Source organism: Shewanella algidipiscicola (genome assembly GCF_003605125.1).
Taxonomy (GTDB): domain Bacteria; phylum Pseudomonadota; class Gammaproteobacteria; order Enterobacterales; family Shewanellaceae; genus Shewanella; species Shewanella algidipiscicola.
In genome coordinates this window covers 14530-39289 of record NZ_QPQT01000004.1, presented here as the reverse complement: position 1 = coordinate 39289, position 24760 = coordinate 14530, and the positions used below count along the sequence as shown (strand labels likewise).

Below are 24760 nucleotides of genomic sequence, written 5' to 3'. Positions count from 1 at the left end.
TGATCCAAAAATAAAAAAACACAACAAATTACCCCGCAGCGTACAACAAGGCAACACTTGTGACCTAAATTACCCCGCCATTTTATCAAGGTTGCGATACACACCACAGGCTCCCCCCTTGGTTTATGGGTTTAACCCCCTTGGCTCAGTGACGCTACTGAGTCACTGTGATTAATAAGCCGTGATTAATCTGCAATAGTTAAAAAGCAGTGGCGGAGCGAAGTCGTATTGGCGAAGTAACATTGGCTAAATGGCAATGGCTTTAAGGCAATGACGACACAAGCTGGGATAAGCGATAGGGCTTACGCTAGCGATAACAAGCACATCACCAAGATGTGCAGCTTGAGGCCAAGTCAATTAAGGCTTAGTTAGTCAATTAAGGCTTAGTTAATTGAGGCTTAGTCAATTAAGCCTAAGTTATCGGCAAGCTACCATTTAGCATCGCATCGCCCGTTATAAATCGGTATCCTAAGCGGCAAGATTTTTCAGCCAGTAATTACCAACCCAATGACACAAGCCAATATCAGCAAAAGCCAACTTATCGAACAACTTGAACAATGGAAAAATCAGCAGATCTCAACTGAGCAGCTACAAGACTGGATGGTGACTCACTATGATCCCGACGAAGTCACCATAGGCCTAGGTGAGTGCGAATGGACGGTCGAGGCGATGAACATAGTGATGAACGAATATGAGATAGCTAAGCTCGATAAGTGTCGCCAAGAGCAGGCGCAACTGGCTATCGACTTTATCAACAGCGATGAAGCACGCTTTAACCAGACGCGTCATCTGTTTTTATATGAAGGCTTTAAAGATTAACCATCAGGCTCAGTGCTAGGTGCTAGCACCTAGCTGTTTTAGGCCTTAAGTAATTTAAGGCTTAAACACCCCAATAACCGCACCTGTCGCCTTAGCGGCAACCTCGGCTTCGGCTTGTTGCTCACGGTAATCACACTCGATGCACTCTACCGTTTCAACTCCTTGCTCTTTAAACAGCACGATACTGTCTACCGCTTTACACTTGGGGCACTTAGCGCCGGCAACAAAACGTTTCTTTACTCTGACTTTACTCACGTTGCAATTAACCTGTAGTCTGTAAATTAGCAATTCAATGACGGCATTTTGCCATAAGCCAATCAAAAAGACTTCCATTAGTTAGAAATTGTTATTGCTAAACGGTGGCTAAAATAGGCAATTTTACGCTATTATCCTCAGCCAATTATCTCCATGCAGTATCAAGTCGACCTTAATGATCACCATTACTCAAGCACAACTTATTCGTGGTTCAAAAACCCTATTGGACGAAGCGTCACTGACTATCTATCCCGGCCATAAAGTCGGCTTAGTGGGCGCTAATGGCACGGGTAAGTCATCCTTGTTAGCGCTGATCCTCGGTCATTTAAGCTTAGATAAAGGCGAGTTTAGCCTTCCTAGTGGCTGGCAAATTGCCTCGGTGGCGCAGGAGACACCCGCGTTAGATGTCAGCGCATTAGAATATGTGATTGACGGCGATAAAGAATATCGACAATTAGAGCAGGCACTGCATCAAGCCCAGCAAGATAACGACGGTAATGCCATTGCCTTGCTGCACGGCAAACTCGATGCCATCGGCGGCTATACCATTCAATCGCGCGCCGCCAGCTTATTGGCAGGCCTTGGCTTTGCCGAAGCCGATCAGCAAAATCCGGTTAAAAGTTTCTCGGGTGGTTGGCGCATGCGACTCAACTTGGCCCAAGCGTTACTGTGTCGCTCGGATCTGTTGCTGCTCGATGAGCCCACCAACCACTTAGACTTAGACACCATGTATTGGCTTGAGGGGTGGATTAAGTCCTACCAAGGCACCTTGATTCTGATCAGCCACGACAGGGACTTTATCGACGCCATTGTGGATGAAATTGTCCATGTCGAACACCACAAACTCAACTATTACAAAGGCAACTACAGCGCCTTTGAACGCATTCGCGCCGAGCGGATGGCGCAGCAACAGGTGGCGTATGAGCGCCAACAAAAAGAGCGTTCGCACATGCAGTCGTTTGTTGACCGTTTTCGCTATAAGGCCAGTAAGGCTAAGCAGGCCCAGAGCCGCTTAAAGGCGCTCGAACGCATGACCGAGCTACTGCCGTCTAAAGCCGATAGTCCATTTTATATGGAGTTTAAAGCGCCCGACGCCCTGCCCAATCCACTGGTCAAAATGGAGCAAGTCTCTGTAGGCTATGGCGATAAGGTGATTTTAAACCATGTTCACCTTAACTTGGTGCCAGGTGCGCGTATCGGCCTGCTCGGGCGTAATGGCGCGGGTAAATCTACCCTGATTAAATTACTGTCGGGGCAACTGCAACCGCTAAGCGGCATCTATGAAACCAACCCCGGACTTAACATAGGTTACTTTGCCCAGCATCAACTGGAATTTTTGCGCCTAGATGACTCACCACTGCAACATTTAATGCGCCTTGCGCCCAACCATCGTGAGCAGGAGCTGCGTGATTTTCTGGGCGGATACGGTTTTAACGGCGACATGGCATTATCGCCAGTGCGGCCTTTTTCGGGTGGCGAAAAAGCCCGCTTGGTGTTAGCGCTCTTGGTCTGGCAACGCCCTAACCTGCTGCTGCTCGATGAGCCCACCAACCACTTAGATCTTGAGATGCGTCATGCGCTCACCATGGCACTGCAATCTTTCGAAGGGGCGATGATTATCGTCTCTCACGATAGGCACTTATTGCGCCTCAGTTGCAGCGACTACTACTTGGTGGATCAAGGTGAAGTGCGTAGTTTCGATGGTGATCTTGATGATTATCACCAATGGTTGCTCGATGCGGCCAAGAGTGATAATCATAGCGATGGCGTGAGCGACGCCTCGCCCGCACAAGATAAAAAACTGCAAAAGCGCCTCGAAGCGGAATTAAGACAAAAACTGTCGCCGCTCAAGAAAGTACAAGCTAAGCTGGAAAAACAGCAGCAAGAGTGCAGCGAGCGTCTCAGCGAGCTAGAAAATATGCTGGCCGACACCAGCCTGTATGACGCCGATAACAAGGCCAAACTGACGGCGGTACTTAGCGAGCGAACCGAGTTGACCCAAGCATTAGAAGAGAGCGAAATGGAGTGGCTAGAACTGCAAGAACAGATTGAAGCGATGGAGCAAAGCGTCACCGCGCAAATCACCTAGCTACAATCACCGCATCATAGTCACCTAGCACAACCACCCAACTCCCTTGAGGCGGTTTATTCGCCTCAAGGGCAGATTACAGCGAAAGTTAATGTCAACGCTCATAGCGGATGTTGGCGCGAAAGGCTAATATGAACGCTCAAGGCTTTCGCTAGCGCGCACAAATACTTAACCAAATTTTGGATGAATCACACTCACTGATAACAGCGGTTAATCGTAATCAATTAGTAGCACAAGGATCTGTCACCATGGCGTGTTTAACCCAACTCCCCCTGTCACTTTGGCAAGACTGCGACTTACTCTATGCCCAGCATCAGGCTGAATATCTCAAACTACAGGATGAACACGGGGTAAATGTTAACTTAGCACTGTTGGCAACTTGGCTCGACAACCATGACTATCTTATGCCTACTCAAGGCTGGCAACACCTCATCACACAGATAGCAAGCTTTGAGCTCAACTTGCTGCAACCCTTTCGCCGCCTGCGAAAACTCAGTAAAGGGCACCTCGCCCCCGATGAGTATCAGCAGATGTTGACGGTGGAACTGATGTTAGAGCGCAAGGTACAAAGATTGATTTTGCGCAGCCCAAGCTTACTGCAATTATCCTCCCATACCGACAATCTAATGCGCTATTTGAGCCTGTTCGAGGTGGAGATAAGCGCTTACTCGATGCTCATCTCAAACCGTTAGTTCATCGCGTTGTGACACTGAAATAGAGGGTGTTATTGTGCAGAGGTTAATCGCTGGGCTAACGCGGTGGCATTTTTAGCTGTGATCGCATAGATCGACAGTTGTGGGTTGGCCCCCAAACTGGTGGGAAAGATTGAGCCATCCATCACCGACAAGTTATCGAAATAGTGCGATTGCCCCTGACTATTGACCATCGCCATTGCCGGATCTTCACCCATGGGACAACCGCCCATCACATGCGCCGACGCCACGATGGTTTTTAGTGGTGCTAAGGTCATCTCGGCAATCGCTTGTTTCGCCTCGGCCCAGCTCGATAGCGGTCCCACCCCCTCACTCATAGGCAGCACTTGCTTGGCGCCCGCCGCAAATTGCAGCTCAGCCATACTGGCAAAGGCGCGCCGCGCCGCGCCCCAAAACACGTCGTTAAGCGGATAATCGAGATTAAATCCATTATCGGTTAACTGCACTTGGCCTCCCTGACTGTCATTATGGTAACCATCGCGCACCAGCGCTATGGTCACCTGCAGTTGATTAAACTGGGCCATTAACTGCGCATGACTCTGGCCATATCCTAAGGTTTTAGAAGCAATTAACACCGGGTGGATCGGCGGCACCTCAAGCTTATAGCCGAGCTCGCCAGAGGCACCATTTGGCCACACAAATTGATCAGAATAGATAGATTGCGGCGCGCCGCTGTGGCCATTAATCGCATCATTAAACACTGCGCCACTGAGTAAGGTGGGATGTAAAAAGGTGCGTTTGCCGATGAGTTGATAAGGATCGGGCAGTTTTGAGCGCAACATCAAGGTTGGGGTGTGTATGGCACCAGCGCTTAAAATATAATGCTTGGCCTTAAACAGCACTTCGACCCCTGTCGGCATGAGGCTGTCATTCAGCACCTGCGCTTTTAAGGCAAACACTTGCTGCTTGTGGTGCTCAATTTTAGTCACTTTCACTCGACTGACTAACGTCGCCCCTTGGGATAGCGCCGCCGGAATAGTGGTCACTAACATTGACTGCTTGGCATTTACTGGGCAGCCCATGCCGCAATAACCGGTATTCCAGCAGCCCGCCACGTTACGTTTGATCACTGTGTGCTGCCAGCCTAGGGCTTCACAGCCGCGCTTAAGCGCCAGGTTATTGTTATTAGGCTCAATAGACCATTCAGTGATATTGAGTCGCCGCTCCATCCGCTCAAACCAAGGCGCGAGGATATCACTTGTCAGGCCGCTCACCGACTTTTCCGCCCCCCAAAAGCGCAGCGCCTCGTCGGGGGTACGAATCGATGTGGTCCAGTTGATGGTGGTTGAGCCACCTACGGCGCGTCCCTGAAAAATGCCTATCGCCTTATCTTTGGTTTTCATCGAGGCCGCTTGTTGGTACAAGTTGGGATAGGCGCGGCGCTCTTCCATATTAAAACTCTCTGAGGACTTGAGCGGCCCCGCCTCGATGATGATCACCGATAAACCGGCTTGAGTAAGGATCTCCGCCGCCACACCCCCACCTGCGCCGCTGCCTACAATCACGACATCGGCTTCTAACGTGGTGGGCGCGTCAAGATGACTGCCATCTATGTGATGCCATCCGCTTGCTAGGCCTTCTACTATGGGGTCTGGTATCGCCAAGGTATGGCCTCCGTGTTAATGCTGTAACCCTTGTTTAAGGGGGGATATGGTGGCTATCATTACGCAGCGAACCGGTATCGTTAGCCACATGAGTGAGCCTAATGGTTTAGCCAAACAGAGCGGGCTTTTGGTAATGCAGCCGCGGCCAATGCTCTGGGCAGGCGTAGTAACTGGCCATGATCAACTCCCTTAAACCTTGGTATGCGATGACCATCATATCTAAATAACTGTTTCGCCAGTTTTCTAACATGGCAATCAGTTGCGCTGGGCTACGCAGTAGCAGTGGTGTCATGCTCCCGGTGAGCAGCAACATGCCAAGCCGCGACTCCAATAGGTTCAGTAACTGCTCTAGCTCGGCTTGCGCATCTAAGGGAAGTAATACCATGGTGTCGCTAATGGCATCTAAGGTACGATTTTGCGCGGCAATTCGCAGCGACTCGGTTTGCGGCAGCGCACCATCTAACACCACAGGTAGCAGTAAACTGAATAACAGCCGGTGATGACGGTCGAGCGCCTTGTTAACTCGCACATAAGGCGGACGATAAAGCGTGACACCTAAAGCCAATGCTCCAGTGCCGACAAGCGCGGTAGCCAAAAAAGTCCGTCTTTTCATATACCATTCCTTATATTCAATCATCACCCCCCATGACGTAATTTCAGCATGGATTTGTGTGATACACTAGCCGATACTTACAATAATTAAACACACGTTTTAACATTCAGCAACAGCCAATGATGACGCAACCACATTTTTCACCCCCTTGGTGGGCTAAAAACCCGCATATCCAGACGATATTACCGGTGCTGACAAAAGTAAGCGGCCCCGCGCTAACACGCCATCGCCTCGAACTCGATGATGGCGACTTTATCGATGTTGATTTTTTAGGTGAACCCAAGGCCAATCAAGCCATTGTGGTCTTGGTGCATGGCTTAGAAGGCAGCGCCGACTCTCATTATGTCAGGCGCCTACTTAACCGCTTGGCCAGTATGCAGGTATGCGCCGTAGTGCACCATCACCGCAGTTGTTCTGGAGTGAGTAATCGCTTGGCCCGCAGTTACCACAGCGGCGACACCCAAGATTTACAGGCCACCCTTAGCATGCTTAAACGGCGCGCTCCCACCAGCCCCTTATTGGCTGTCGGCTATAGCTTAGGTGGTAACGTATTGGCAAAGTATTTGGGCGAGCAAGCCGATAACAGCTTGGTGGACCGAGCCATAGTGATCTCGGCACCACTGCAACTGGCGGCTTGTGCCACTAGGCTGAAAAGCGGCTTTTCGAAAGTGTATCAAACTTACCTTATCAAACAGTTGCAGCAAAAAGTGCGTGAAAAACTCGATATGCCCTCCTTGCAAGGCCAGATGCCAGTGTCCCATGCCGATATTGCGCAGTTAACGACCTTCCATCTGTTTGACGATCGGGTCACCGCCCCCTTACACGGTTTTACTGGTGTAGCCGATTATTATCAACGCGCCAGCGGCCTAGCCTATCTGAGTAAAATCACCAAACCGACACTGGTGATCCACGCTAAAGACGATCCCTTTATGACTGATGAGGTGATCCCCAATGCCAATGAACTGGCGAGCGCGGTGCAGTATGAGCTGCATCATAATGGCGGCCACGTGGGATTTATCGACGGCGGTACACCACTAAAACCGCAATATTATTTAGAAAAACGTATTACCCATTTTCTGTTCGACATAGGACAATAAACCATGCTGGTGCCTTACTCAGCGTTACTGCAACTGCCCAGTGACACATTAAATAACTTGATCAAAGAGTTTTTATTCACTCAGATGGAAGATGGCAGTTTTGCCGCCCTCGATGATGCGGCGATGTCCACAGCAATACGACAATGCCAACAGGCATTATCGCGCAATGAGTTGGTTGTAGAGTACAGCGAAGAGGATGAATCTATTGCGATTCGTCACAAAGACAATACCTTAGCAACATCAACAGAAGATTGACCTGCACAGGGTCTGTACCGTATAACTATTGCTTCACTCCTGCTTAGCAGGCCGTGACTACTTCAGCGTTTTTAGGTAAATAAATGTCAGCAAAACACCCGATAATTGCCGTGACGGGCTCCTCTGGAGCCGGCACCACCACTACCACGACTGCGTTCAGCCATATCTTTCGCCAACTGGGGATCAACGCGGCGGTGATCGAGGGAGACAGCTTTCATCACTATACCCGTCCCGAGATGGAACTGAAGATCCGCCAATCGCAAAACGACAGCAAAAATATCAGCTATTTTGGCCCGGAAGCCAATGACTTCGAGAGACTCGAGCAGTGTTTTCGAGATTATGGCGCAACGGGCCAAGGTGAGACACGCTCCTACCTTCACACTTTTGATGAGGCTGTGCCTTTTAATCAGATGCCCGGCACTTTTACCCAATGGCGACCGCTGCCCAACAATACCGATATGCTCTATTACGAGGGCTTACATGGTGGGGTGGTCACCGATGAGTGCAACGTAGCACAGCATGTGGATCTCCTTATTGGTATGGTACCCATTGTTAATTTAGAATGGATCCAGAAGATCATTCGCGACACCTCTGAGCGTGGTCATAGCCGCGAGAAAGTGATGGGGTCAATTGTGCGTAGCATGGACGATTATATTAACCATATGACGCCCCAGTTCTCACGCACTCATATTAACTTTCAGCGCGTGCCTACCGTCGACACCTCTAACCCTTTTAGCGCCAAAACCATCCCCAGCTTAGATGAAAGTTTTGTGGTGATCCGCTTTCGCGGGATCAAAAACGTCGACTTTCCCTATTACCTTAAGATGATCGATGGCTCATTTATGTCTCGCATCAATACCTTGGTAGTGCCTGGCGGTAAAATGTCGCTCGCGATGGAACTGATATTGAATCCGCTTATCCGCGATCTACAAGAAAAGAGACAACAGCTGCTCGATTTAGATACTGAATAACGGCTTAGGTTAAGCTTCATTTAAGTCAGCCCACGTAGAATCTCACACGTCGGGATTTCAGGCGAAAGACTGATAGTTAGTATACTCTTGGGAGTGAATTCCCCCATCTTGATCTGTTTGCTTCCTTGAGTATGCTAGCGCACCACTTCCCTCGCCAAACTCCGGCTTAAATCCCCCGCCTTAGCATTAGCTTGAGCCTCGTCTTAGCATCCGATACAGTTATCCCGAACTCTAATACTGGTGATTCAGACTAAAAAATCACACTTGGGCGCCCGTAAGTAAGGCCGATCCCTAACTTGATAACCGAATACAGAGAAGCTTGTTACTAAGAGCGAAAGCGCAAGGGGAGATGGCAACGTTCATGTTAGCAAGTGGCGAACAGCCTCCCTTCATACTCGATGAAGAAAGGAAGCGATAAGAGTAAGCAACTATAAAGGTAAGGTTTCGCGATAAGGTTTCTGCTGCTGATAATGCTGCAAGCGTAACTGAAACTCATCAAAACGATGCTGATCAGCCATCTGCTTAAGCGCATGGATAGCTTGTTGCTGGATATTGACTGCGGCGTTAAAGTCACCGATTTCGGCGTACGCCGCCGCAAGGTTATCTAAATGCGTCGGATCTTGGTTATTGGCTGCAACCAATCCCTTAGCGATAGCCATCGCCTTATCGCCATTACGATATTCAGATTCTGGGCAAGTCGCTAATATCCATGAAGCGTTGCCCAACGCCACGTTATCACCTACGGCAAGAAAATAATCGACCGCCTTACCACAATTGCGCACCACCCCATGACCACCTGAGGCATAAATAAACCCTAAACGAAATGTCGCTCGTGTATCGCCTTGAGCCGCTAATTGTTGATACCAGCGCTCCGCTTGAGCTAAATCTTTATCAATAAGCTTGCCATCGAAGGAGAGATCGGCAATGGTTTGCACCGCTTTAAGATGGCCCTGCTCAGCAGCGCGAATAAGCCATTGCGGCCCTAAAAGGGTGTCTTGTGCGACAAAACGCCCCGAAACATACATTAATCCTAACAAATATTGCGCTTCGGCTTGGCCTTGAGCCGCTTTCAGCTGAATATGCGCCAGCTTACTAGCGGCTTGCGCTTGCGCCGTGGCAGGGATCGAAAATGCGAACGCACCATGGCTCATCGCACTGCCAAGCAATAAGCTGGCGGCTATCATCCACGTATTGATCTTCATGGTTCACTTCTCCCAAATCAAACAGCTTATTCGGTCCGGCAAAGGCCGACTTAAGCAATAAAAATCGCTGGTGCGATAAAACAACCACGTAGCCATTCATCTTTAACACTAACGTTGTCAATTAAACCAATCATTGATGAGTCATCAAACGATGGAACTCGACAGCCAAGACGCAAGAAGGCTGGTTAAACGAATGCCAACACAGACCAATAACGTTAGCAATAATCGCCTCATTAAGTCGAGAGAAATCGTTAAAAAAACCGTGTTCTTTAACCAAAATTGACAGTCTCAGCCAATAAGTAGCATTAGGCGTAAATAAAGGGTTAACGAATAGCGTAAAGCGCTTGATGTGATGCATACTGCATTGTCGGGCAAATAGCGCCGACTAAATGCAGTAATAGTTGACATATATTACTAATGTATCATTATAAAGTCCGATATTTACACTACGGTAAAATCTACTTATTGGGTTGCAAATTTGTCGCAAAGTTTGATCTCTCACGAGGTTTTTTCTGCTCAATTGACGTAATCTACTTATTTAGCATATTCTTGTATATACATTAATTCAGTCGAGGAACACAGGCATGGCTCTGATTGGTAAGCCTAAACCGGATCCAACTTTGGAATGGTTTTTATCACACTGTCACATTCATAAATATCCAGCCAAAAGCACACTGATCCATGCTGGTGAAGACTCAGATACGCTGTACTACATAGTTAAAGGCTCTGTTGCAGTATTAATCAAAGATGAAGAAGGTAAAGAGATGATCCTCTCTTACCTTAACCAAGGCGACTTTATTGGTGAATTAGGCTTATTTGAAGAACAGGCTGAACGTACCGCTTGGGTTCGCGCTAAGCAAGCCTGTGAGATAGCCGAGATCTCTTATAAGAAGTTTAAACAATTGATCCAGGTTAATCCTGAGATATTGATGAAACTCTCTTCGCAAATGGCTTACCGTCTGCACAGTACCAGCCAGAAAGTGGGCGATTTGGCTTTCCTTGATGTTGCTGGGCGCATTGCGCAAACCCTGCTTCATCTTGCTAAACAGCCTGATGCGATGACCCATCCTGACGGTATGCAGATTAAGATCACTCGTCAAGAGATTGGCCAGATCGTAGGGTGTTCACGTGAAACCGTAGGCCGCATCCTAAAAATGCTTGAAGAGCAAAATCTTATCCAGGCGCACGGTAAAACTATCGTAGTTTATGGAACTCGCTAAGCTAGCGTTAAGTTAGATTTAATAGATGTTCGCTAAAGTGGCCTGACATTTTTGTCAGGCCACTTTTTTTTAGGACAGCATTAGTGAAACCCATCTACATTGCTAGTGCATTCATCCTCTATGCCCTCTCAGTCGCCTCGTTATCTGCCACGCCCTTTACCGAACTTGAGCACAATCAAGCCAAAAAACTGGTCAGCGACGGAAAAATACTGCCATTTGATGTCGTACTCGCCAAAGTCGAAGGCTATTGCAGCGTCAAACTGCTCGACGCCCATCTGTATCAAACTCAAGGCCAATGGCATTACCACCTACAACTCAGAAGTCCGCAAGGGGAATTAATCTCCCTGAAAATGGATGCCAGCACTGGCGAGCTAACAGACACCACCGAACTGCCCTCCAGTTGCCAACACGACAAAAAATAACACGGTGCTACATGGCCACTTGGAAAAGGTGTATGATTTATACCAATTGCAATAATTACCTGATGATTCTTGATGGTTAACCTGCGCGGCTATGGTGTTATAAAATGTATATTTAACCATGACTACTGATTGCAATTTCCGCCTTATAGTAACCATGTTTAATCGGTCAATAGAGTACTGGCTTAATTGGTACTCGACTTGATTAGTCACAGTTTAGGAGTCATCACTTATTGAAAGGCTCCCGTTTGAAAATGCTCACCCAAACAGGTAAACCCATATATGAAATTGCTGCTCGTTGAAGACAATACCCTTTTAGTTGCAGAGCTTGTAAAACAGCTAAAACAAGCGGGTTACGTTACCGATGTCACCGATAAAGCCGCAGAAGCCGACTACCTTATCAAAGAGACCAATTATGATTGCGTGATCCTCGATATAGGTTTGCCTGATGGTAACGGCTTATTGTTACTACAAAACTGGCGTAATCAAGGGGTTAACACACCGGTCATTATGCTGACGGCTCGCAGTCAATGGCATGAAAAAGTAGAAGGTTTTAATGCTGGCGCCGATGATTACTTAGGCAAACCGTTTCATACTCAGGAGTTGTTGGCCCGCATCAATGCACTGATCAACCGTGCCCACGGCAAGGCCAGTACCCCCACTAAAGAACTCAGCTTCGAGGGGGTGACTTTAGATGAGGGTCAACAAAGCGTCAGCGTAGGCGAGCAGCATTTTGAACTGACCGCCATGGAATTTCGCTTACTGAAGATTTTTTTGATGTCGCCCAAAAAACTACTATCGAAAGCGCAGTTGACCGACAAACTGTATCAATTTGACGACGAAAAAGAGAGTAATGTGGTTGAGGTTTACGTGACCCATCTGCGTAAAAAACTGGGCAAAACCGCCATCGAAACGCGCCGCGGACAAGGGTATATTTTTCACGGCTTAAAACAATGATCTCCATTCGTACCAAGCTGAGCTTATGGTTATCAGGCTTAGTGATCATCTCAACCTTTGTTGCCATCGTCATTTTTGAGTCGATGCTCAGGCAAGCGTTTCATGACTCGATTATTGACCGTCTCGAAGAAGATTTACAGCAGGTATTACTGGCGATTCAATTCGATAACGGCGACATCACCATAGATCAAAGTCAGCTATCGAGCTTCTACAAACCTGTCTATTCGGGGCGCTACTACCAGCTTAATATGGATCATATCGAGCTAAGATCGCGCTCCTTATGGGATCAGCGCCTCGATATTCGCCCTTTAACCAAAGGGGAAACCCGAGTCTGGCAGACCAAAGGGCCGCAAAATCACGACATCCAACTGCTCTCTTTAGGGCTAAGCAGCGAGACTGCCTTAGTACAGGCCACCATTACGGTCGCCCAAGACTTGAGTATTGGCCGTCAAGTCTTTACCCAAGTTTATGGCACTAAACTTGGGGTCAACTTAGCCATGCTGCTGGCCATGATTGCGGGGATTTTTTATAGTTTTAAGGCAATCCTTTAAACCGATAAACGATATGCAGCAGGCTTTAATCAAACTGCGTGGTGGAGAAATAACCTCTTTAGATGTCAATAAGATACCACCAGAGCTTGCGCCACTAGCCACCACTTATAACGAGCTGTTGCAATACTCAAGTAAGCAGATGGAACGCAGCCGTAATAATTTAGGCAATCTTAGTCATGGTTTAAAAACTCCGCTGGCGGTGATGCAGCAGCAAGTGGAAGCGCTGGGGCTAAAAGACCCAGACTCGGCCATGGCATTGCAAAAGCAACTCGATCTTATTCATAAAATGATTGAGCGCAAACTGGCGGCGGCGCGGATAACTGGCGACATGCTACCGGCGGCGCAGATGCAGCTGCCCAAAGATCTGCATGATCTGTGTCATACCTTAAATAAAGTCCACCATGGCAAACAGATACAGTGCCAATTTGCCGTTGATGACAGTATCAATCGTTTGCCGATACACAGGGAAGATGGCATGGAGCTGATTGGCAACCTGCTCGATAACGCCTTTAAATGGGCTAAATCTCAAGTGTCTATTAGTGTAACGACGGTGACTGCTAGCACAACCACGCCAGCGCAAGATGCTGATAAGCCGATACTGTTAACCATCGAAGACGATGGCTGTGGTGTCGATAGTGATCAGCTGTCATTACTCACCCACAGAGGAACCCGTTTAGATGAGAGCATCATAGGTCATGGCTTAGGGCTTTCGATTGTGAAAGACATTGCCGAGCAGTATGAGATTGAGCTTAGTTTTGAGCACAGTGTCGCCCTTGGAGGCTTAAAAATTCAGTTACGCTTTACGCCGCAGTGAGCCAGTGACGGCTCGATTCATCGACGTTAAGGGCTTTAAACCGCTAGTATTTAAACCAAGGTAATAAAACCGCGATGGCTTAATTTGCTTTAATTTGTCGCGTTAAGCCAATAAAAAAGCCGATGCTTCAACATCGGCTTTTTAGTGCCTTGAGGCAACAAGCTAGCTACCAGGGCAGTTAACTATTGGTGCTTTCAAAAATCTTGTCCGCAGAGGCCGCAACAAAGCCGGTGTAAAGCTCACCGTTGGCTTTAGGGTAACGCAAGGCAAACTCATAAAAACAGCTAGGGATCGTCTTCTGCCCGTCGCTAAAGCTCACCGCTATTTTATCGGCCATGGTCGATGATTGCTCAAGTAACACCTCTGGCGAGCCTTTAATCTCACCGCCCACACAGTTAAGCACAAAACCATTATCTTTTAGGATCTCATTAACCTCAGCTAGGGTTTCGACCCCCGCTAAATGGTTAATCGATACCGTAAAATGATTAGCTCGGTAACCGATAGCGGCAACCCAAGCGGCATATTCACTTTCAGCGAGTAAGGCTTCATAGGTGGCAATATCCAGCGTCCAGTGACGCCCAGAATAGAGGAAGTTATCCGCCGTGGTGGCAGCAACATCGACTTGGTCGACCAAGTCTTTCACTATGGCTTGCAACTGCGGGCTAAACTCTTCCACCAATAGCTCAGAGATAAACACCTTAGGCTGAGTCGCATCAGGGTGCTCAAAGTGTTTTGCTTTAAGTTTCTTGGCTTCGAAATGGTAGTCGCCACACGCTACATACCCCAAAGACTCAAAATGGTTGGCCAACACACTTAAATTAACCTTGTCGAGATTAAAGGTACGCAGGGCAATGTGATCGTTAATGATCGGCTCACCCTTACCCAAGAGTTGGTGTACTTTTGCGGCAGAAGGGGTCATTTCAACATAATCATCCCACAGGGACGCAAAAAGCTGGTTTACATCTGTGTGCATCAATTTCATCCTTAAACGGCATCTATTGTCCGTTAATTATGTCGCCAATAAACTTGCAGCTAGTCTATAAACATGGGGGAATAAGGTCCCCCATCTATTGAGCGCTATACCGTTAAACCTGGGCTGAGTGTCACAGGTAAGCTCACCACATCGGCTTCTACCGAGGCAACTGGATAGGCACAGTAATCGGCCGCATAAAATGCGCTGGCTCTGTGGTTGCCCGATGCGCCGACACCACCAAATGGCGCCGCGCCCGACGCCCCTGTGATCTGTTTATTCCAATTAACGATGCCAGCTCGAATACGCGCTAAGAAATACTCATAATCGTCACGGCTGTCGGCAAGTAGCCCTGCAGACAAACCATAACGGGTAGCATTCGCTAACGTAATCGCTTGATCAAAATCGCTATAACGCACCACTTGCAGTAGCGGGCCGAAATATTCTTCATCAGGCAATTCAATCACCTGAGTGACATCAATAAGCCCAGGAGAAACCAGCCCGGTACCTGCCTCTAGATGCGTTAACTCCGCCAGCGCGGTAGCACCTAAGTTAAGTAGATTACGCTGCGCCGCCACCATGCCTTTGGCGGCAGTCTCTGAGATCATTGAGCCCATAAAGGGTTGAGGCTGAGCATTCCATGCCCCCACCTTGATCTGTTTGACCGCTTGCACGAGTTGATTGAGTAACTCATCACCGGCATCGCCTTGCTCTATGTAGAGTCGACGAGCACAGGTACAACGCTGCCCAGAAGAGATGTAAGCCGACTGGATAATATCGTGCACCGCGGCCTTAGTGTCTTTGACATCTTTGATGATAAGTGGATTATTGCCGCCCATCTCTAATGCCAAAATCTTACCCGGATGCCCTGCATATTGCTGATGCAAAAGATGACCCGTGCGCGAACTACCAGTAAAGAATAAGCCATCAATTTGCGGATGTGATGCCAAGGCTTTACCTGTGTCGACCTCGCCTTGCACTAGGTTAATCACTCCGGCTGGTAAACCCGCTTGTTGCCACAGTTTTAGCATCAGCTCAGCGGTTTTAGGCGTTAACTCCGACGGCTTAAATACCACAGTGTTACCCGCCAATAGTGCAGGCACTATATGCCCATTAGGCAAGTGTCCAGGGAAATTATAGGGGCCAAACACCGCCACCACCCCATGGGGCTTGTGACGCAATACAGCGCGTCCAGTAGGGGTTTCATTCTCGCTGCTACCTGTACGTTTATGGTAAGCGGCAACGGATAATCCGATTTTGCCAATCATGGCCCCCGCTTCGGTAGCAGTTTCCCACTGAGGCTTACCGGTTTCTTGGGCGATGGTTTCGGCGATATCATCTTTGTGCGCCTCCAGTTCGGCGCGGTAAGCTTCAATAATCGCCAAGCGTGCATCAAAACCAAGCATAAACCAGTCAAACTGTGCCGCGCGCGCCGCTGCAACGGCTTGATTGACCTGCTCTGCTGTCGCCGTTTTGCTGCGCCAGATAATGTCATTATTTGCTGGATTAGTTGAGGTCACATCGTGACCAAGGCCGGCAACCCATTGGCCGTTAATAAATTGAGTCATTGGTTATTCCTACATTGCTAAGACACGGATGGGATCGCCTGTGGCAACCATTAATGCGGCCGCGAGTTCAGGAGAGAGAATCACTTCATCGGTTTCATCGCTCACCAACAGCTTGGCTGAAGTGGCACGATAATCGGCTAACAAAGTATTTGAGAGGATAAAACTACTGTCAGAGGCCGGCATATCACCGACCTTGACCGTCAACAAACGGCTTTCTCTGACCGAGCGAATATCATTAATATTGCATTCGACCGTGGGGCCGCCATCAAAAATATCCACATACCCGCGGCAACGAAAGCCTTCAGCTTGCAGCAGATTAAGCGCCGGACGCGTATTAGTATGTACTTCGCCAATCACCTTTTGCGCGGCTTCTGGCAACATACACACATACACAGTGTTTTTAGGCATCATCTCTGCCATAAACGCTTTTTGCCCTAGGCCTGACAGATAGTCAGCCTGCACAAAGTCGATACCTAAAAAGTGTTGCTGCAACCAAGTGTAAAAAGGGGAGTTTCCCTCGGCGTCACTCTCGCCACGCATCTCGGCGATCACCGTCTCACCAAAACGTTCGCTATGTTGCGCTAAAAATAGAAAACGGCTGCGTGACAGCATGCGGCCATTATTATTTTTACGGTATTTGTCACCCAAAAACAGAGTACAAAGCTCGGCTGAGCCCGTGTAATCGTGGCATAAGGTTAAGGTCTCAACCTCATTGCGAACATCAATCTGTTCCGAGTGATACACTTCGGTGCCTAAACGATAATGATAAAACGCATCGACCATGCCCACAGCGGCTTCTAAACCGCAGGTACCCACCACCTCTTGGGTGTCGGTATCTTCGAGCACCATCAGATAACCTTCATCAAATGGCTTGTCGATAGTTTTGACAAATGAGGCTTCTGAGCGGGCAATCTTATTGCGCAGCAGTTCCTCATTGACGGGTAAAGACGTAAATCCATGGCCTGATTCTTCTGCGATGTGGTACAGCGCAGCAAAATCGCTCGAGCGGATGGGGCGGATAATTAACATCTTTGAGTCTCCTCACTTATCAAGGCGCTCAAGTACAGGCAGCACGGCGCGTATGCGCCGCAAATGCACTTGAGAGCCAAGAATTTATGCTAACAAAAAAGCACGATAATGGAGCCTCGCGCTTTTTCGCCTCTTAGTCTGCAGCCACTTGAGCTACCGCGCGCTCGAAACGCACCAGACCTTCGGCAATATCTGCCTCTGGGATAACAAGAGAAGGAGTAAAACGGATCACATTGGCACCGGCAATCAGGCTCATCAGCCCTTGCGAGATACCTGCGACTAAGAAATCTTTAGCACGGCCTTGATATTGCTCATTCAATACCGCACCCATCAACAAACCCTTGCCACGAATTTCAGCGAAGACTTGATACTTGTCATTGATCTTGTTTAAGCCATCACGCAACAACTGCTCACGGCGTTTAACCCCGTCAAACACCTCAGGTGTATTGACCACATCCAGTACGGCATTACCTATGGCACACGCTAATGGGTTACCACCGTAAGTTGAGCCGTGAGTGCCGATTTTAAGGTGCTCGGCAATCTCAGTGGTCGTCAGCATTGCCGCAATCGGAAAGCCACCACCCAAGGCTTTAGCCGTGGTGAGGATATCTGGCACGACGTCGGTCAACATGTAAGCATACAGCGCACCTAAGCGCCCTACACCAGTTTGCACTTCATCGAAAATAACCAAGGCGTTATGTTTGTCGGCTAGTGCACGCACCGCAGCTAAAAATTCAGGTGAGGCGTCGATAATTCCACCTTCACCTTGCAGAGGCTCAAGCATAATCGCACAAGTTTTATCTGACACTTCAGCTTCAAGCGCGGCAATATCATTAAACGGTAAATGCGTCACGCCCTGAGGTTTAGGGCCAAATCCATCAGAATATGCCGCTTGGCCGCCAACCGTCACAGTAAAAAAAGTTCGGCCGTGGAAGGCTTTATCGAAAGCAATAATTTGCTCTTTACCAGCGCCAAACTTATCCAGCGCATAACGGCGAGCCAATTTAAGCGCCGCTTCGTTTGCTTCGGCGCCAGAGTTAGCAAAATAGACTTTTTCAGCAAAAGTAGCATCGACCAATTTAGTCGCCAACGCTAAAGCAGGTTCGTTAGTCATCACATTCGAAAGATGCCAAAGCTTTTCGCCTTGCTCTTTTAACGCCCCAACCAATGCTGGATGACAGTGACCTAAGCAATTTACCGCGATGCCACCGGCAAAGTCGATAAATTCATTACCATCCTGATCCCATACTCTGCTCCCCTCACCACGCACAGGGATCACGGCAGAAGGTGCATAATTAGGCACCATAACTTCATCAAACTGGGCTCGGGTTAGCTTGTTATTAACGCTCATTCCTCTATCCTTTCTTTGTTGTCGATGGCTTTAAAAACCATTCGTACCCGCCTTTAGTCGTGACAATGACCTGCAACGACGACGGTTATTGAGTTATCTTAGATGACATTAATAACGAAAATGTGAACAAAATACTAGTTTCTAACACGATACACCTTGAAGAGGTGCACGATTAATGCATAAAGATTTGGCTTTATGACTTATACAAGCGTTTAAAGGCGGGGTTTGCAGCATATTTAGTCACAAAAAAACTTAGTTGACCACAAAACCGTTAACAATGCAGCAATAATGAATATATACACATTTATTAACTGTGGTGTAACCAGGTAATTAATTACGTCTGTATTCATTTACAACCACTAAGACTATCGACGCCAGCCTTGGTTAAACAAAGAGGGGAAAATGAGCTTATAAGAGATCTAACTTACGGTAATTTTGCCCCTTGAGTCTGAGCAACTCTTGCTCTGATAACTCATAATAATCAAACATTAAATGTTTTTCTTTTGGGGTGATTAAGCGCATCTCTTCTAACATCATCACCTTAGCAAAGCAGTTCGCTCGGGCGACTAAGGCCGCATAGCTCGATAGCTCGCTGTAAGATAAATGGGTATCGAGTTCAATTTGTACCTGAGTCAAGGGGCTCGCGGTAAAATCGAGCAAGCTAGGCAGTTGCCAGTTTAGTTTATGAGCATGCTGTAATGCCTGCTGATAAATATTATCAGCAGGGAATTCAGTTGCTAATACAGCATCATACAGTTCTTTATCACGGCTAGCGCTAGCCTCTCTAAGCCAGTTACCCCAGACAGTTTCAAATACTTTTGCACCATTTTTAAGTACCACAGAAGTGCCTAACTGATATAACAAGCTGCAACTATAAGCAAAGGCGACGTCTTGCTCATTAAGCTGAGCCAAAGCTTTAGCCGCTATGCCGGTAAGCATCGAATAACGCCATAACTTACGCGTAGTCCATAGCAGATTGGCATTAGCAGTTGGCAACCAATTTCGTAGGCAAAAATAGGGGATCACTTGCCGCAGATTTTCAATACCAATAAAATTAAGCACTAACTTCAAGTCAGTCACTTTCACATCGGAACGCTGTTGTCGTTTTTGTCGAAAAGAGGGGCTGTTAACGATATTGCTCAGGTCACGGCACAGCCAAGGCAGATCGTTAATGATCAACCTTAAACGATTTATATCGAGGTTTTGCTGATGTAACACCTCTAACATCAACATTTGACTCTGGTTGAGCCCCGATTGCGCCAACAGTTTTTCTGGTGAGGCTAATTGATTATCTAAAGTGGAGTTAACCGTACTAATGAGCTGTGCAGATACAGCCTCAAAGACTTGCCTGGCTTGAATTTGCTTAGATAAACGTTCAAATATGGCATCGCGCTCGATAGCCAGCTTATTAGCGTCACCTTCAAGTTCTCTATCGAGTTCATCAAACATCGAAGCCGTCGTTTTTTGCTTACCCACAATCAGCTGCTTCAATAACCTATGTTCAATATCGACAATAATGCCCGGACGCACACCACCTGAAACAGATCTTCCCACCTAAACCCCTTTATGACAGGCCAAAATTAACGCTTAATCACTTTATATTACACTAAATCCTTACTCAGACAGCTCGCTGTCGTGGTAAAAATACGGACATTTTAATAACCATAGATAACTAAATATTCTGCTATTAAGCTAACTTATTTATTTTGCGATATAAAAAAGGCTTCCCATAGGAAGCCTTGTGTTGTTATTTATTTAAGCTCTTGCTCGAATAACTTAAAGATTCGACGATATTCATCCAGCCAACTCGATGGTTGACGAAAACCGTGGGGCTCTACCGGGTAGATGGCCGTTTCAAACATTGGCTTTTCCAATTCAATGAGACGTTGTACTAAACGCACACTATCTTGAAAGAAGACGTTATCATCGAGTACACCGCTCATGATCAATAATGGCTTGTTAAGCCCTTGGGCGTGCTCTATGGGTGAGCTGCGCTCATAGGCGATAGCATCCACTTCAGGGGTATTTAGAATATTAGAGGTATAAGGCGCATTATAATGCGCCCAGTCACTCACAGGGCGCAGAGCGGCACCAGCTTGAAATAGCTCAGGCTCGGTAAATAGCGCCATAAAGGTAAGGAAACCACCATAAGACCCCCCATAAGTACCAACACGATTAGCGTCAACATTGACGTTACTTGCCATCCAGCTCACACCATCTTTTAGGTCTTCGACCTCGGGATGCCCCATATTACGATAAACCGCGGTGCGCCAATCACGACCATAGTCCTTAGATCCACGATAATCCATATCCATCACAACATAGCCATTTTGAGTCAGTAAGTTATGAAACATAAACTCTCGAAAATAACCCGAGAAGCCATAATGGGCATTTTGCAGATAACCCGCACCATGATTGAAGATCACCGCCGGATACTTATCCACCTTGGTGTTATCAAATCCTTGAGGTAAATAGACTCGCGCATAAACATCATCGGCACCATGCGTTGATGGCACAGCAACGACTTCGGGCGCTTGCCATGGGTATTGCTTAAACGCATCACTGGTATAATGAGTTAGCTGAGTGAGTTCTCCCCCTATGGCCTGCACAAATAGCTCTGCAGGCTGGGTACGACGAGATGCATTAAGCAGCAACTTGGTTCCGTCTGGGCTAAGTTGGTAATCGAGTTGACCCTCCCATTGGGTTAACTGCTGCTCTTTCCCGGAGGCTATTTCAACCCGATAAACATTATCGATCCCAGGGTGCTGTTTATTGGCTTTGTAGTAGATAAACTGCGCCTTTGGACCAAGGGTAATATCGCTAACAACATATTTCCCCTGAGTCAGTGGCGTTGCCTCCTCCCCTTTGGCCTTAATATAAAGATGAGAATAACCTGTCTCTTCAGACAGGTAATAAAGACTATCGCTATTGGGTAACCAGCCAAACTGATTAAAGTTGTAGTTTACCCAAGCCTCGTCGTGCAATCTGTGCTGGGTAACTAAACGCCCTTTATTGAGATCGAGTGTGGCTAGCCAGCGATCTTTATTGTCGATAGCCTCCAGCATCACAGCGACTTTGTCCTGCGTGGGTTGCCATTGAATGGCGCTTTGAGACCAGCCCCAATCTTGCATTAATTGCACCTTACGCGGCGCAGTTTGGCTCTGGTAGCGTTCACCCTTCGCTTGCGCATTTTCGGCTTTAACCTTGGCTAAGACATCTTCATCAAAACCAATTAACCCTTCGATAGTGATCTCTTTTTTATCACGAGTTTGCAAATCTAATAACACTAAACGCTCACCAGGATGCTTGTCTTCTGCAACCCGTGCCCGTACAGGAACTGCATCAACATAGCCATCTTTTCCTAGGTAATTAGGCATGATGTCGTGCTCGGCGCGCCAGCTATAATCTTTGTCACGCAGCGACAATAAAACATAACGTCCCGTTGGCGACAGGCTTAGCTGGCTCACCACCTCTTTATCACCCAAATACCATGTTTTGGCCGATAGGGTTGGATCGCTCTTGGCAAGCTGAGCTTGATAGGTTTGCTTTGCGATAGCGCTTTCTTGCTGCAAAGCCACATATTCAATCAATCTGTGCTGTTGCTTGGCAATATAGCTAGATGGTGCCTCTACCGCTTTGGGCTCTATGGCCATCTTGATATTAGCCATCTGCTCTAGCAGACCAGAACCTTGATGGATCTTAAAGATATCATCGCCTTGCCAATACGCGATATCGCCATTACTTAAAAAGCGCACCCCATCGATAGCTGTATTTTGGCGCGTTAACTGAGTCACTTGGCCTGACGACAGGTTTTTAACAAACAAATTGCCTTGGTAAAGATAGGCTTTACGTGTTTTGGCGAAATCCAAAACCCCATGTTGCTGTGACGCTGCATGTAATTGATCTAATGCTAACTCGTGAGCACTGGGCTCGGTTAGACGCTGTTGATAATAGGTCTTAATCGGTGCACCGTGGGCTTGTCTGGCAAAATAAATGGATTGACTGTCATCGCTCCAATATTCGCCCTTGGCAAAAATTCCCATCCAATCAGGATTGGCCATTATTTGCTTAAGTGTGAGGGGTTGGCCAATACTTGGCGGTGCAGCCAAGGTGACTGACGCAGAGGTTGTCGTCTCTGCTGAATTGTTTTGTGCTGAGGTCGCACAGCCGCCCAACATGGCGAGCGTTAATAGGCTGAGGCCAAAACCACGAAAAGCACCCATCATCATCCTTCCTTCTTGTTATTTTGCATAAACAGCAGTCGCTGTATGGCAGTTATTTTGCTGCCTTTTATATCACAAAATAGACTAAAAACGCGGAAGGATAAGTATAAATGTTGTAACAGTTTGAAAAGAGAAAGCAGACACACTGTAACATATTCAGGCTATGCCTAAGTTAACCTGCCATATCGATAAAGTGCTTTAGTAACTCCACCCCTTGTTCTGTCAAAATCGACTCTGGATGAAACTGAACGCCATAGATAGGTAGAGAGCGATGGCTCATAGCCATGATCTCGCGCCCGTAAAGCGGATCGTCAAACCAAGCATCGAGTACAAAATCTTTCGGTACACTGTCGACCAACAGTGAGTGATACCGAGTCACAGTTAACGGCTGATTTAGCCCTGCAAATAACCTTTTATCACTATGGGTAATACGACTGGTTTTACCGTGCATCACGCGTTTAGCACGCACCACATCCGCCCCAAACACCTGAGCAATGGCTTGGTGACCTAAGCAGACACCCAATATCGGCAATTTACCAGCAAAGTGGCTGATAGCAGCCAATGAAATCCCCGCCTCATTTGGTGAACAAGGCCCCGGCGAGATAACCAGTAAGCTAGGCGATAACTGTTCGATTTGTGCCAGAGTGATCTCATCATTGCGTTTTACTATGATTTCCTGCCCGAGCTGCTGAAAATACTGCACTAAGTTAAACGTAAATGAATCGTAATTGTCGATCATTAAGATCATATACTGCTGCTAGCCTAAGGTCGTGAGGTTATTCTTGTGGCGCAGATGCTAACACAGAGAAGTGAACTATTCATCCACTAGCAAACCTCGTTAGCTTCAATGGTTCACTTGGCAAAGTGTAGGCAATAAAAAACCAGCCATTAGGCTGGTTTTTTATAATACGCAGTTAAATGTATTGCTACTTAACGACCGTTAGATGACCACGGCGCTTAGGTTTAGCCTCATCACCTTCAGATGTTGAAGCAGACGCTGGCGCTGGTTTCTGTTCGACTACCGATAGACTGGTCTCTTCTGGCTCAAGTTCAAGCTGATAGGCTTCTTCTTGGTCAAATACCGTACCTGCACCATTTTCTCGTGCATATATAGCCACGATGGAGGCCATAGGTAAAATCACTTGCTGGGGCACACCACCAAAACGAGCACTAAACTCGATAGCATCGTGACCAATCTGTAGATTACCCACCGCACTGGCGGTAATATTCAGCACAATCTGTCCATCTTTAACATATTGCTGAGGCACTTGTGTTCCAGGAACATAAGCATCCACCACCACATGGGGGGTTAGCTCATTATCCATCAGCCAATCATAATATGCTTGCAATAAGTACGGACGATTAGGTGTCATGGGTTTCATTTTTAGATACCCATGCGCATTTCGCGCTCGGACTCTGTTAGTGATGCTTTAAATGACTCGCGATCAAATAGACGTGTCATGTAGGCTTTAACTTCCTTCGCGGTACGGCTGTCTAACTCGATACCCAGTACAGGCAGACGCCACAATAGCGGGCCTAAATAACAGTCAGCCAGACCAAACTCTTCCGCCATAAAATAAGGCATTTCATTAAAGATTGGCGAAATAGAAGTTAGACTCTCTTGTAACTGTTTACGAGCGGCATCGGCGCGATCACCTTTACGAATGCGATCCACTAAGGTGTACCAATCGTTTTCGATACGGTGCATCATCAGACGCGTCTGGCCACGAGAAACAGGATAAACAGGCATTAATGGTGGATGAGGAAAACGCTCGTCCAAATATTCCATAATAATGCGCGAGTTATAAAGTACTAGCTCACGATCAACTAATGTCGGAACTGTATTGTATGGATTTAGCTCAATAAGATCTTCAGGCATTTCATTAGGATCAACCTGTAGAACATCAACGGTAACGCCCTTTTCCGCCAATACGATACGTACTTGGTGGCTATAGAGATCGTCAGCGCCTGAAAACAGGGTCATGATTGAGCGTTTATTGGCAGCAACAGCCATTGATACCCTCCAAAATTAAGTCGAAA

Annotated in this window: 22 protein-coding genes and 1 pseudogene; 10 read left to right on the top strand and 13 right to left on the bottom strand. The window is 47.4% G+C overall.

The features are described 5' to 3' along the window. Nucleotides 1-507: 507 nt before the first annotated feature. Nucleotides 508-819: a hypothetical protein gene (locus DVO77_RS05285; RefSeq protein WP_119977604.1), complete on the top strand. Its 312-nt coding sequence runs from the start codon at nucleotides 508-510 to the stop codon at nucleotides 817-819. Between the two features lie 54 nt (nucleotides 820-873). Here the strand turns inward: DVO77_RS05285 and DVO77_RS05280 are convergent, their stop codons facing one another. Continuing rightward, a complete protein-coding gene (locus DVO77_RS05280; protein WP_110457518.1) occupies nucleotides 874-1074 on the bottom strand; it encodes a YheV family putative zinc ribbon protein in 201 nt (66 codons plus the stop codon). A gap of 175 nt (nucleotides 1075-1249) precedes the next feature. On the opposite strand from DVO77_RS05280, the gene DVO77_RS05275 reads away from it, so the two are divergent. Both DVO77_RS05275 and DVO77_RS05270 read left to right on the top strand, forming a co-directional pair. After that, entirely contained in the window at nucleotides 1250-3163 is a 1914-nt protein-coding gene (locus DVO77_RS05275; RefSeq protein ID WP_119977603.1) for an ABC transporter ATP-binding protein, read from the top strand. Between the two features lie 248 nt (nucleotides 3164-3411). Beyond that, complete coding sequence (locus tag DVO77_RS05270; RefSeq protein ID WP_119977602.1) at nucleotides 3412-3855, top strand: TIGR02444 family protein; 444 nt, start codon at nucleotides 3412-3414, stop codon at nucleotides 3853-3855. Between the two features lie 32 nt (nucleotides 3856-3887). Here DVO77_RS05270 and DVO77_RS05265 read toward each other — a convergent pair whose 3' ends face one another. Both DVO77_RS05265 and DVO77_RS05260 read right to left on the bottom strand, forming a co-directional pair. Continuing rightward, nucleotides 3888-5480: a GMC family oxidoreductase gene (locus DVO77_RS05265; RefSeq protein WP_119977601.1), complete on the bottom strand. Its 1593-nt coding sequence runs from the start codon at nucleotides 5478-5480 to the stop codon at nucleotides 3888-3890. 106 nt (nucleotides 5481-5586) lie between these two features. After that, complete coding sequence (locus DVO77_RS05260; RefSeq protein WP_119977600.1) at nucleotides 5587-6093, bottom strand: TAT leader-containing periplasmic protein; 507 nt, start codon at nucleotides 6091-6093, stop codon at nucleotides 5587-5589. A gap of 122 nt (nucleotides 6094-6215) precedes the next feature. Here DVO77_RS05260 and DVO77_RS05255 point away from each other — a divergent pair, with 122 nt between their 5' ends. The 3 genes from DVO77_RS05255 to DVO77_RS05245 all read left to right on the top strand — a co-directional run bounded on the left by DVO77_RS05255 (nucleotide 6216) and on the right by DVO77_RS05245 (nucleotide 8416). Next, nucleotides 6216-7190 carry a hydrolase gene (locus tag DVO77_RS05255; protein WP_119977739.1) on the top strand — a complete coding sequence of 325 codons (975 nt, stop codon included), beginning with the start codon at nucleotides 6216-6218 and terminating at the stop codon, nucleotides 7188-7190. A gap of 3 nt (nucleotides 7191-7193) precedes the next feature. Beyond that, nucleotides 7194-7445: a YheU family protein gene (locus DVO77_RS05250; protein ID WP_119977599.1), complete on the top strand. Its 252-nt coding sequence runs from the start codon at nucleotides 7194-7196 to the stop codon at nucleotides 7443-7445. Between the two features lie 83 nt (nucleotides 7446-7528). Continuing rightward, a complete protein-coding gene (locus DVO77_RS05245) occupies nucleotides 7529-8416 on the top strand; it encodes a phosphoribulokinase (protein WP_110457205.1) in 888 nt (295 codons plus the stop codon). A gap of 428 nt (nucleotides 8417-8844) precedes the next feature. Here the strand turns inward: DVO77_RS05245 and DVO77_RS05240 are convergent, their stop codons facing one another. Further along, nucleotides 8845-9618: a tetratricopeptide repeat protein gene (locus tag DVO77_RS05240; RefSeq protein ID WP_110457204.1), complete on the bottom strand. Its 774-nt coding sequence runs from the start codon at nucleotides 9616-9618 to the stop codon at nucleotides 8845-8847. Nucleotides 9619-10202: 584 nt separating this feature from the next. Here DVO77_RS05240 and crp point away from each other — a divergent pair. The 4 genes and pseudogenes from crp to DVO77_RS05215 all read left to right on the top strand — a co-directional run bounded on the left by crp (nucleotide 10203) and on the right by DVO77_RS05215 (nucleotide 13579). After that, nucleotides 10203-10838 carry a cAMP-activated global transcriptional regulator CRP gene (gene crp / locus DVO77_RS05230; protein WP_012156707.1) on the top strand — a complete coding sequence of 212 codons (636 nt, stop codon included), beginning with the start codon at nucleotides 10203-10205 and terminating at the stop codon, nucleotides 10836-10838. A gap of 83 nt (nucleotides 10839-10921) precedes the next feature. Next, nucleotides 10922-11260 carry a PepSY domain-containing protein gene (locus DVO77_RS05225; RefSeq protein ID WP_110457202.1) on the top strand — a complete coding sequence of 113 codons (339 nt, stop codon included), beginning with the start codon at nucleotides 10922-10924 and terminating at the stop codon, nucleotides 11258-11260. 279 nt (nucleotides 11261-11539) lie between these two features. Next, the gene (locus DVO77_RS05220; RefSeq protein ID WP_110457201.1) at nucleotides 11540-12214 is read left to right on the top strand and encodes a response regulator; all 675 of its coding nucleotides are present in this window, start codon (nucleotides 11540-11542) and stop codon (nucleotides 12212-12214) included. Then, nucleotides 12211-13579: pseudogene (locus DVO77_RS05215) on the top strand (sensor histidine kinase). The gene DVO77_RS05220 and the pseudogene DVO77_RS05215 overlap by 4 nt, the downstream one beginning before the upstream one ends. A gap of 178 nt (nucleotides 13580-13757) precedes the next feature. On the opposite strand, the gene DVO77_RS05210 reads toward DVO77_RS05215, so the two are convergent. The 9 genes from DVO77_RS05210 to sspA all read right to left on the bottom strand — a co-directional run bounded on the left by DVO77_RS05210 (nucleotide 13758) and on the right by sspA (nucleotide 24734). Beyond that, complete coding sequence (locus DVO77_RS05210) at nucleotides 13758-14552, bottom strand: DUF1338 domain-containing protein (RefSeq protein ID WP_119977598.1); 795 nt, start codon at nucleotides 14550-14552, stop codon at nucleotides 13758-13760. Nucleotides 14553-14656: 104 nt separating this feature from the next. Beyond that, complete coding sequence (gene astD, locus DVO77_RS05205) at nucleotides 14657-16117, bottom strand: succinylglutamate-semialdehyde dehydrogenase (RefSeq protein WP_119977597.1); 1461 nt, start codon at nucleotides 16115-16117, stop codon at nucleotides 14657-14659. A gap of 9 nt (nucleotides 16118-16126) precedes the next feature. Further along, nucleotides 16127-17146, bottom strand: a complete 1020-nt coding sequence (gene astA / locus DVO77_RS05200; RefSeq protein WP_110457197.1) for an arginine N-succinyltransferase — start codon at nucleotides 17144-17146, stop codon at nucleotides 16127-16129. A 133-nt stretch (nucleotides 17147-17279) separates the two neighbouring features. Further along, a complete protein-coding gene (locus DVO77_RS05195) occupies nucleotides 17280-18497 on the bottom strand; it encodes an aspartate aminotransferase family protein (RefSeq protein ID WP_110457196.1) in 1218 nt (405 codons plus the stop codon). A 408-nt stretch (nucleotides 18498-18905) separates the two neighbouring features. Then, a complete protein-coding gene (locus DVO77_RS05190; RefSeq protein WP_119977596.1) occupies nucleotides 18906-20051 on the bottom strand; it encodes an HDOD domain-containing protein in 1146 nt (381 codons plus the stop codon). Nucleotides 20052-20248: 197 nt separating this feature from the next. After that, nucleotides 20249-22723, bottom strand: coding sequence for a S9 family peptidase (locus DVO77_RS05185; protein ID WP_119977595.1), 2475 nt, complete (start codon nucleotides 22721-22723; stop codon nucleotides 20249-20251). Nucleotides 22724-22892: 169 nt separating this feature from the next. After that, entirely contained in the window at nucleotides 22893-23468 is a 576-nt protein-coding gene (locus DVO77_RS05180; RefSeq protein ID WP_119977594.1) for an anthranilate synthase component II, read from the bottom strand. Between the two features lie 178 nt (nucleotides 23469-23646). Continuing rightward, a complete protein-coding gene (locus DVO77_RS05175; protein WP_119977593.1) occupies nucleotides 23647-24102 on the bottom strand; it encodes a ClpXP protease specificity-enhancing factor in 456 nt (151 codons plus the stop codon). Nucleotides 24103-24104: 2 nt separating this feature from the next. After that, complete coding sequence (sspA, locus tag DVO77_RS05170) at nucleotides 24105-24734, bottom strand: stringent starvation protein SspA (RefSeq protein ID WP_110457191.1); 630 nt, start codon at nucleotides 24732-24734, stop codon at nucleotides 24105-24107. Between the last annotated feature and the right edge of the window lie 26 nt (nucleotides 24735-24760).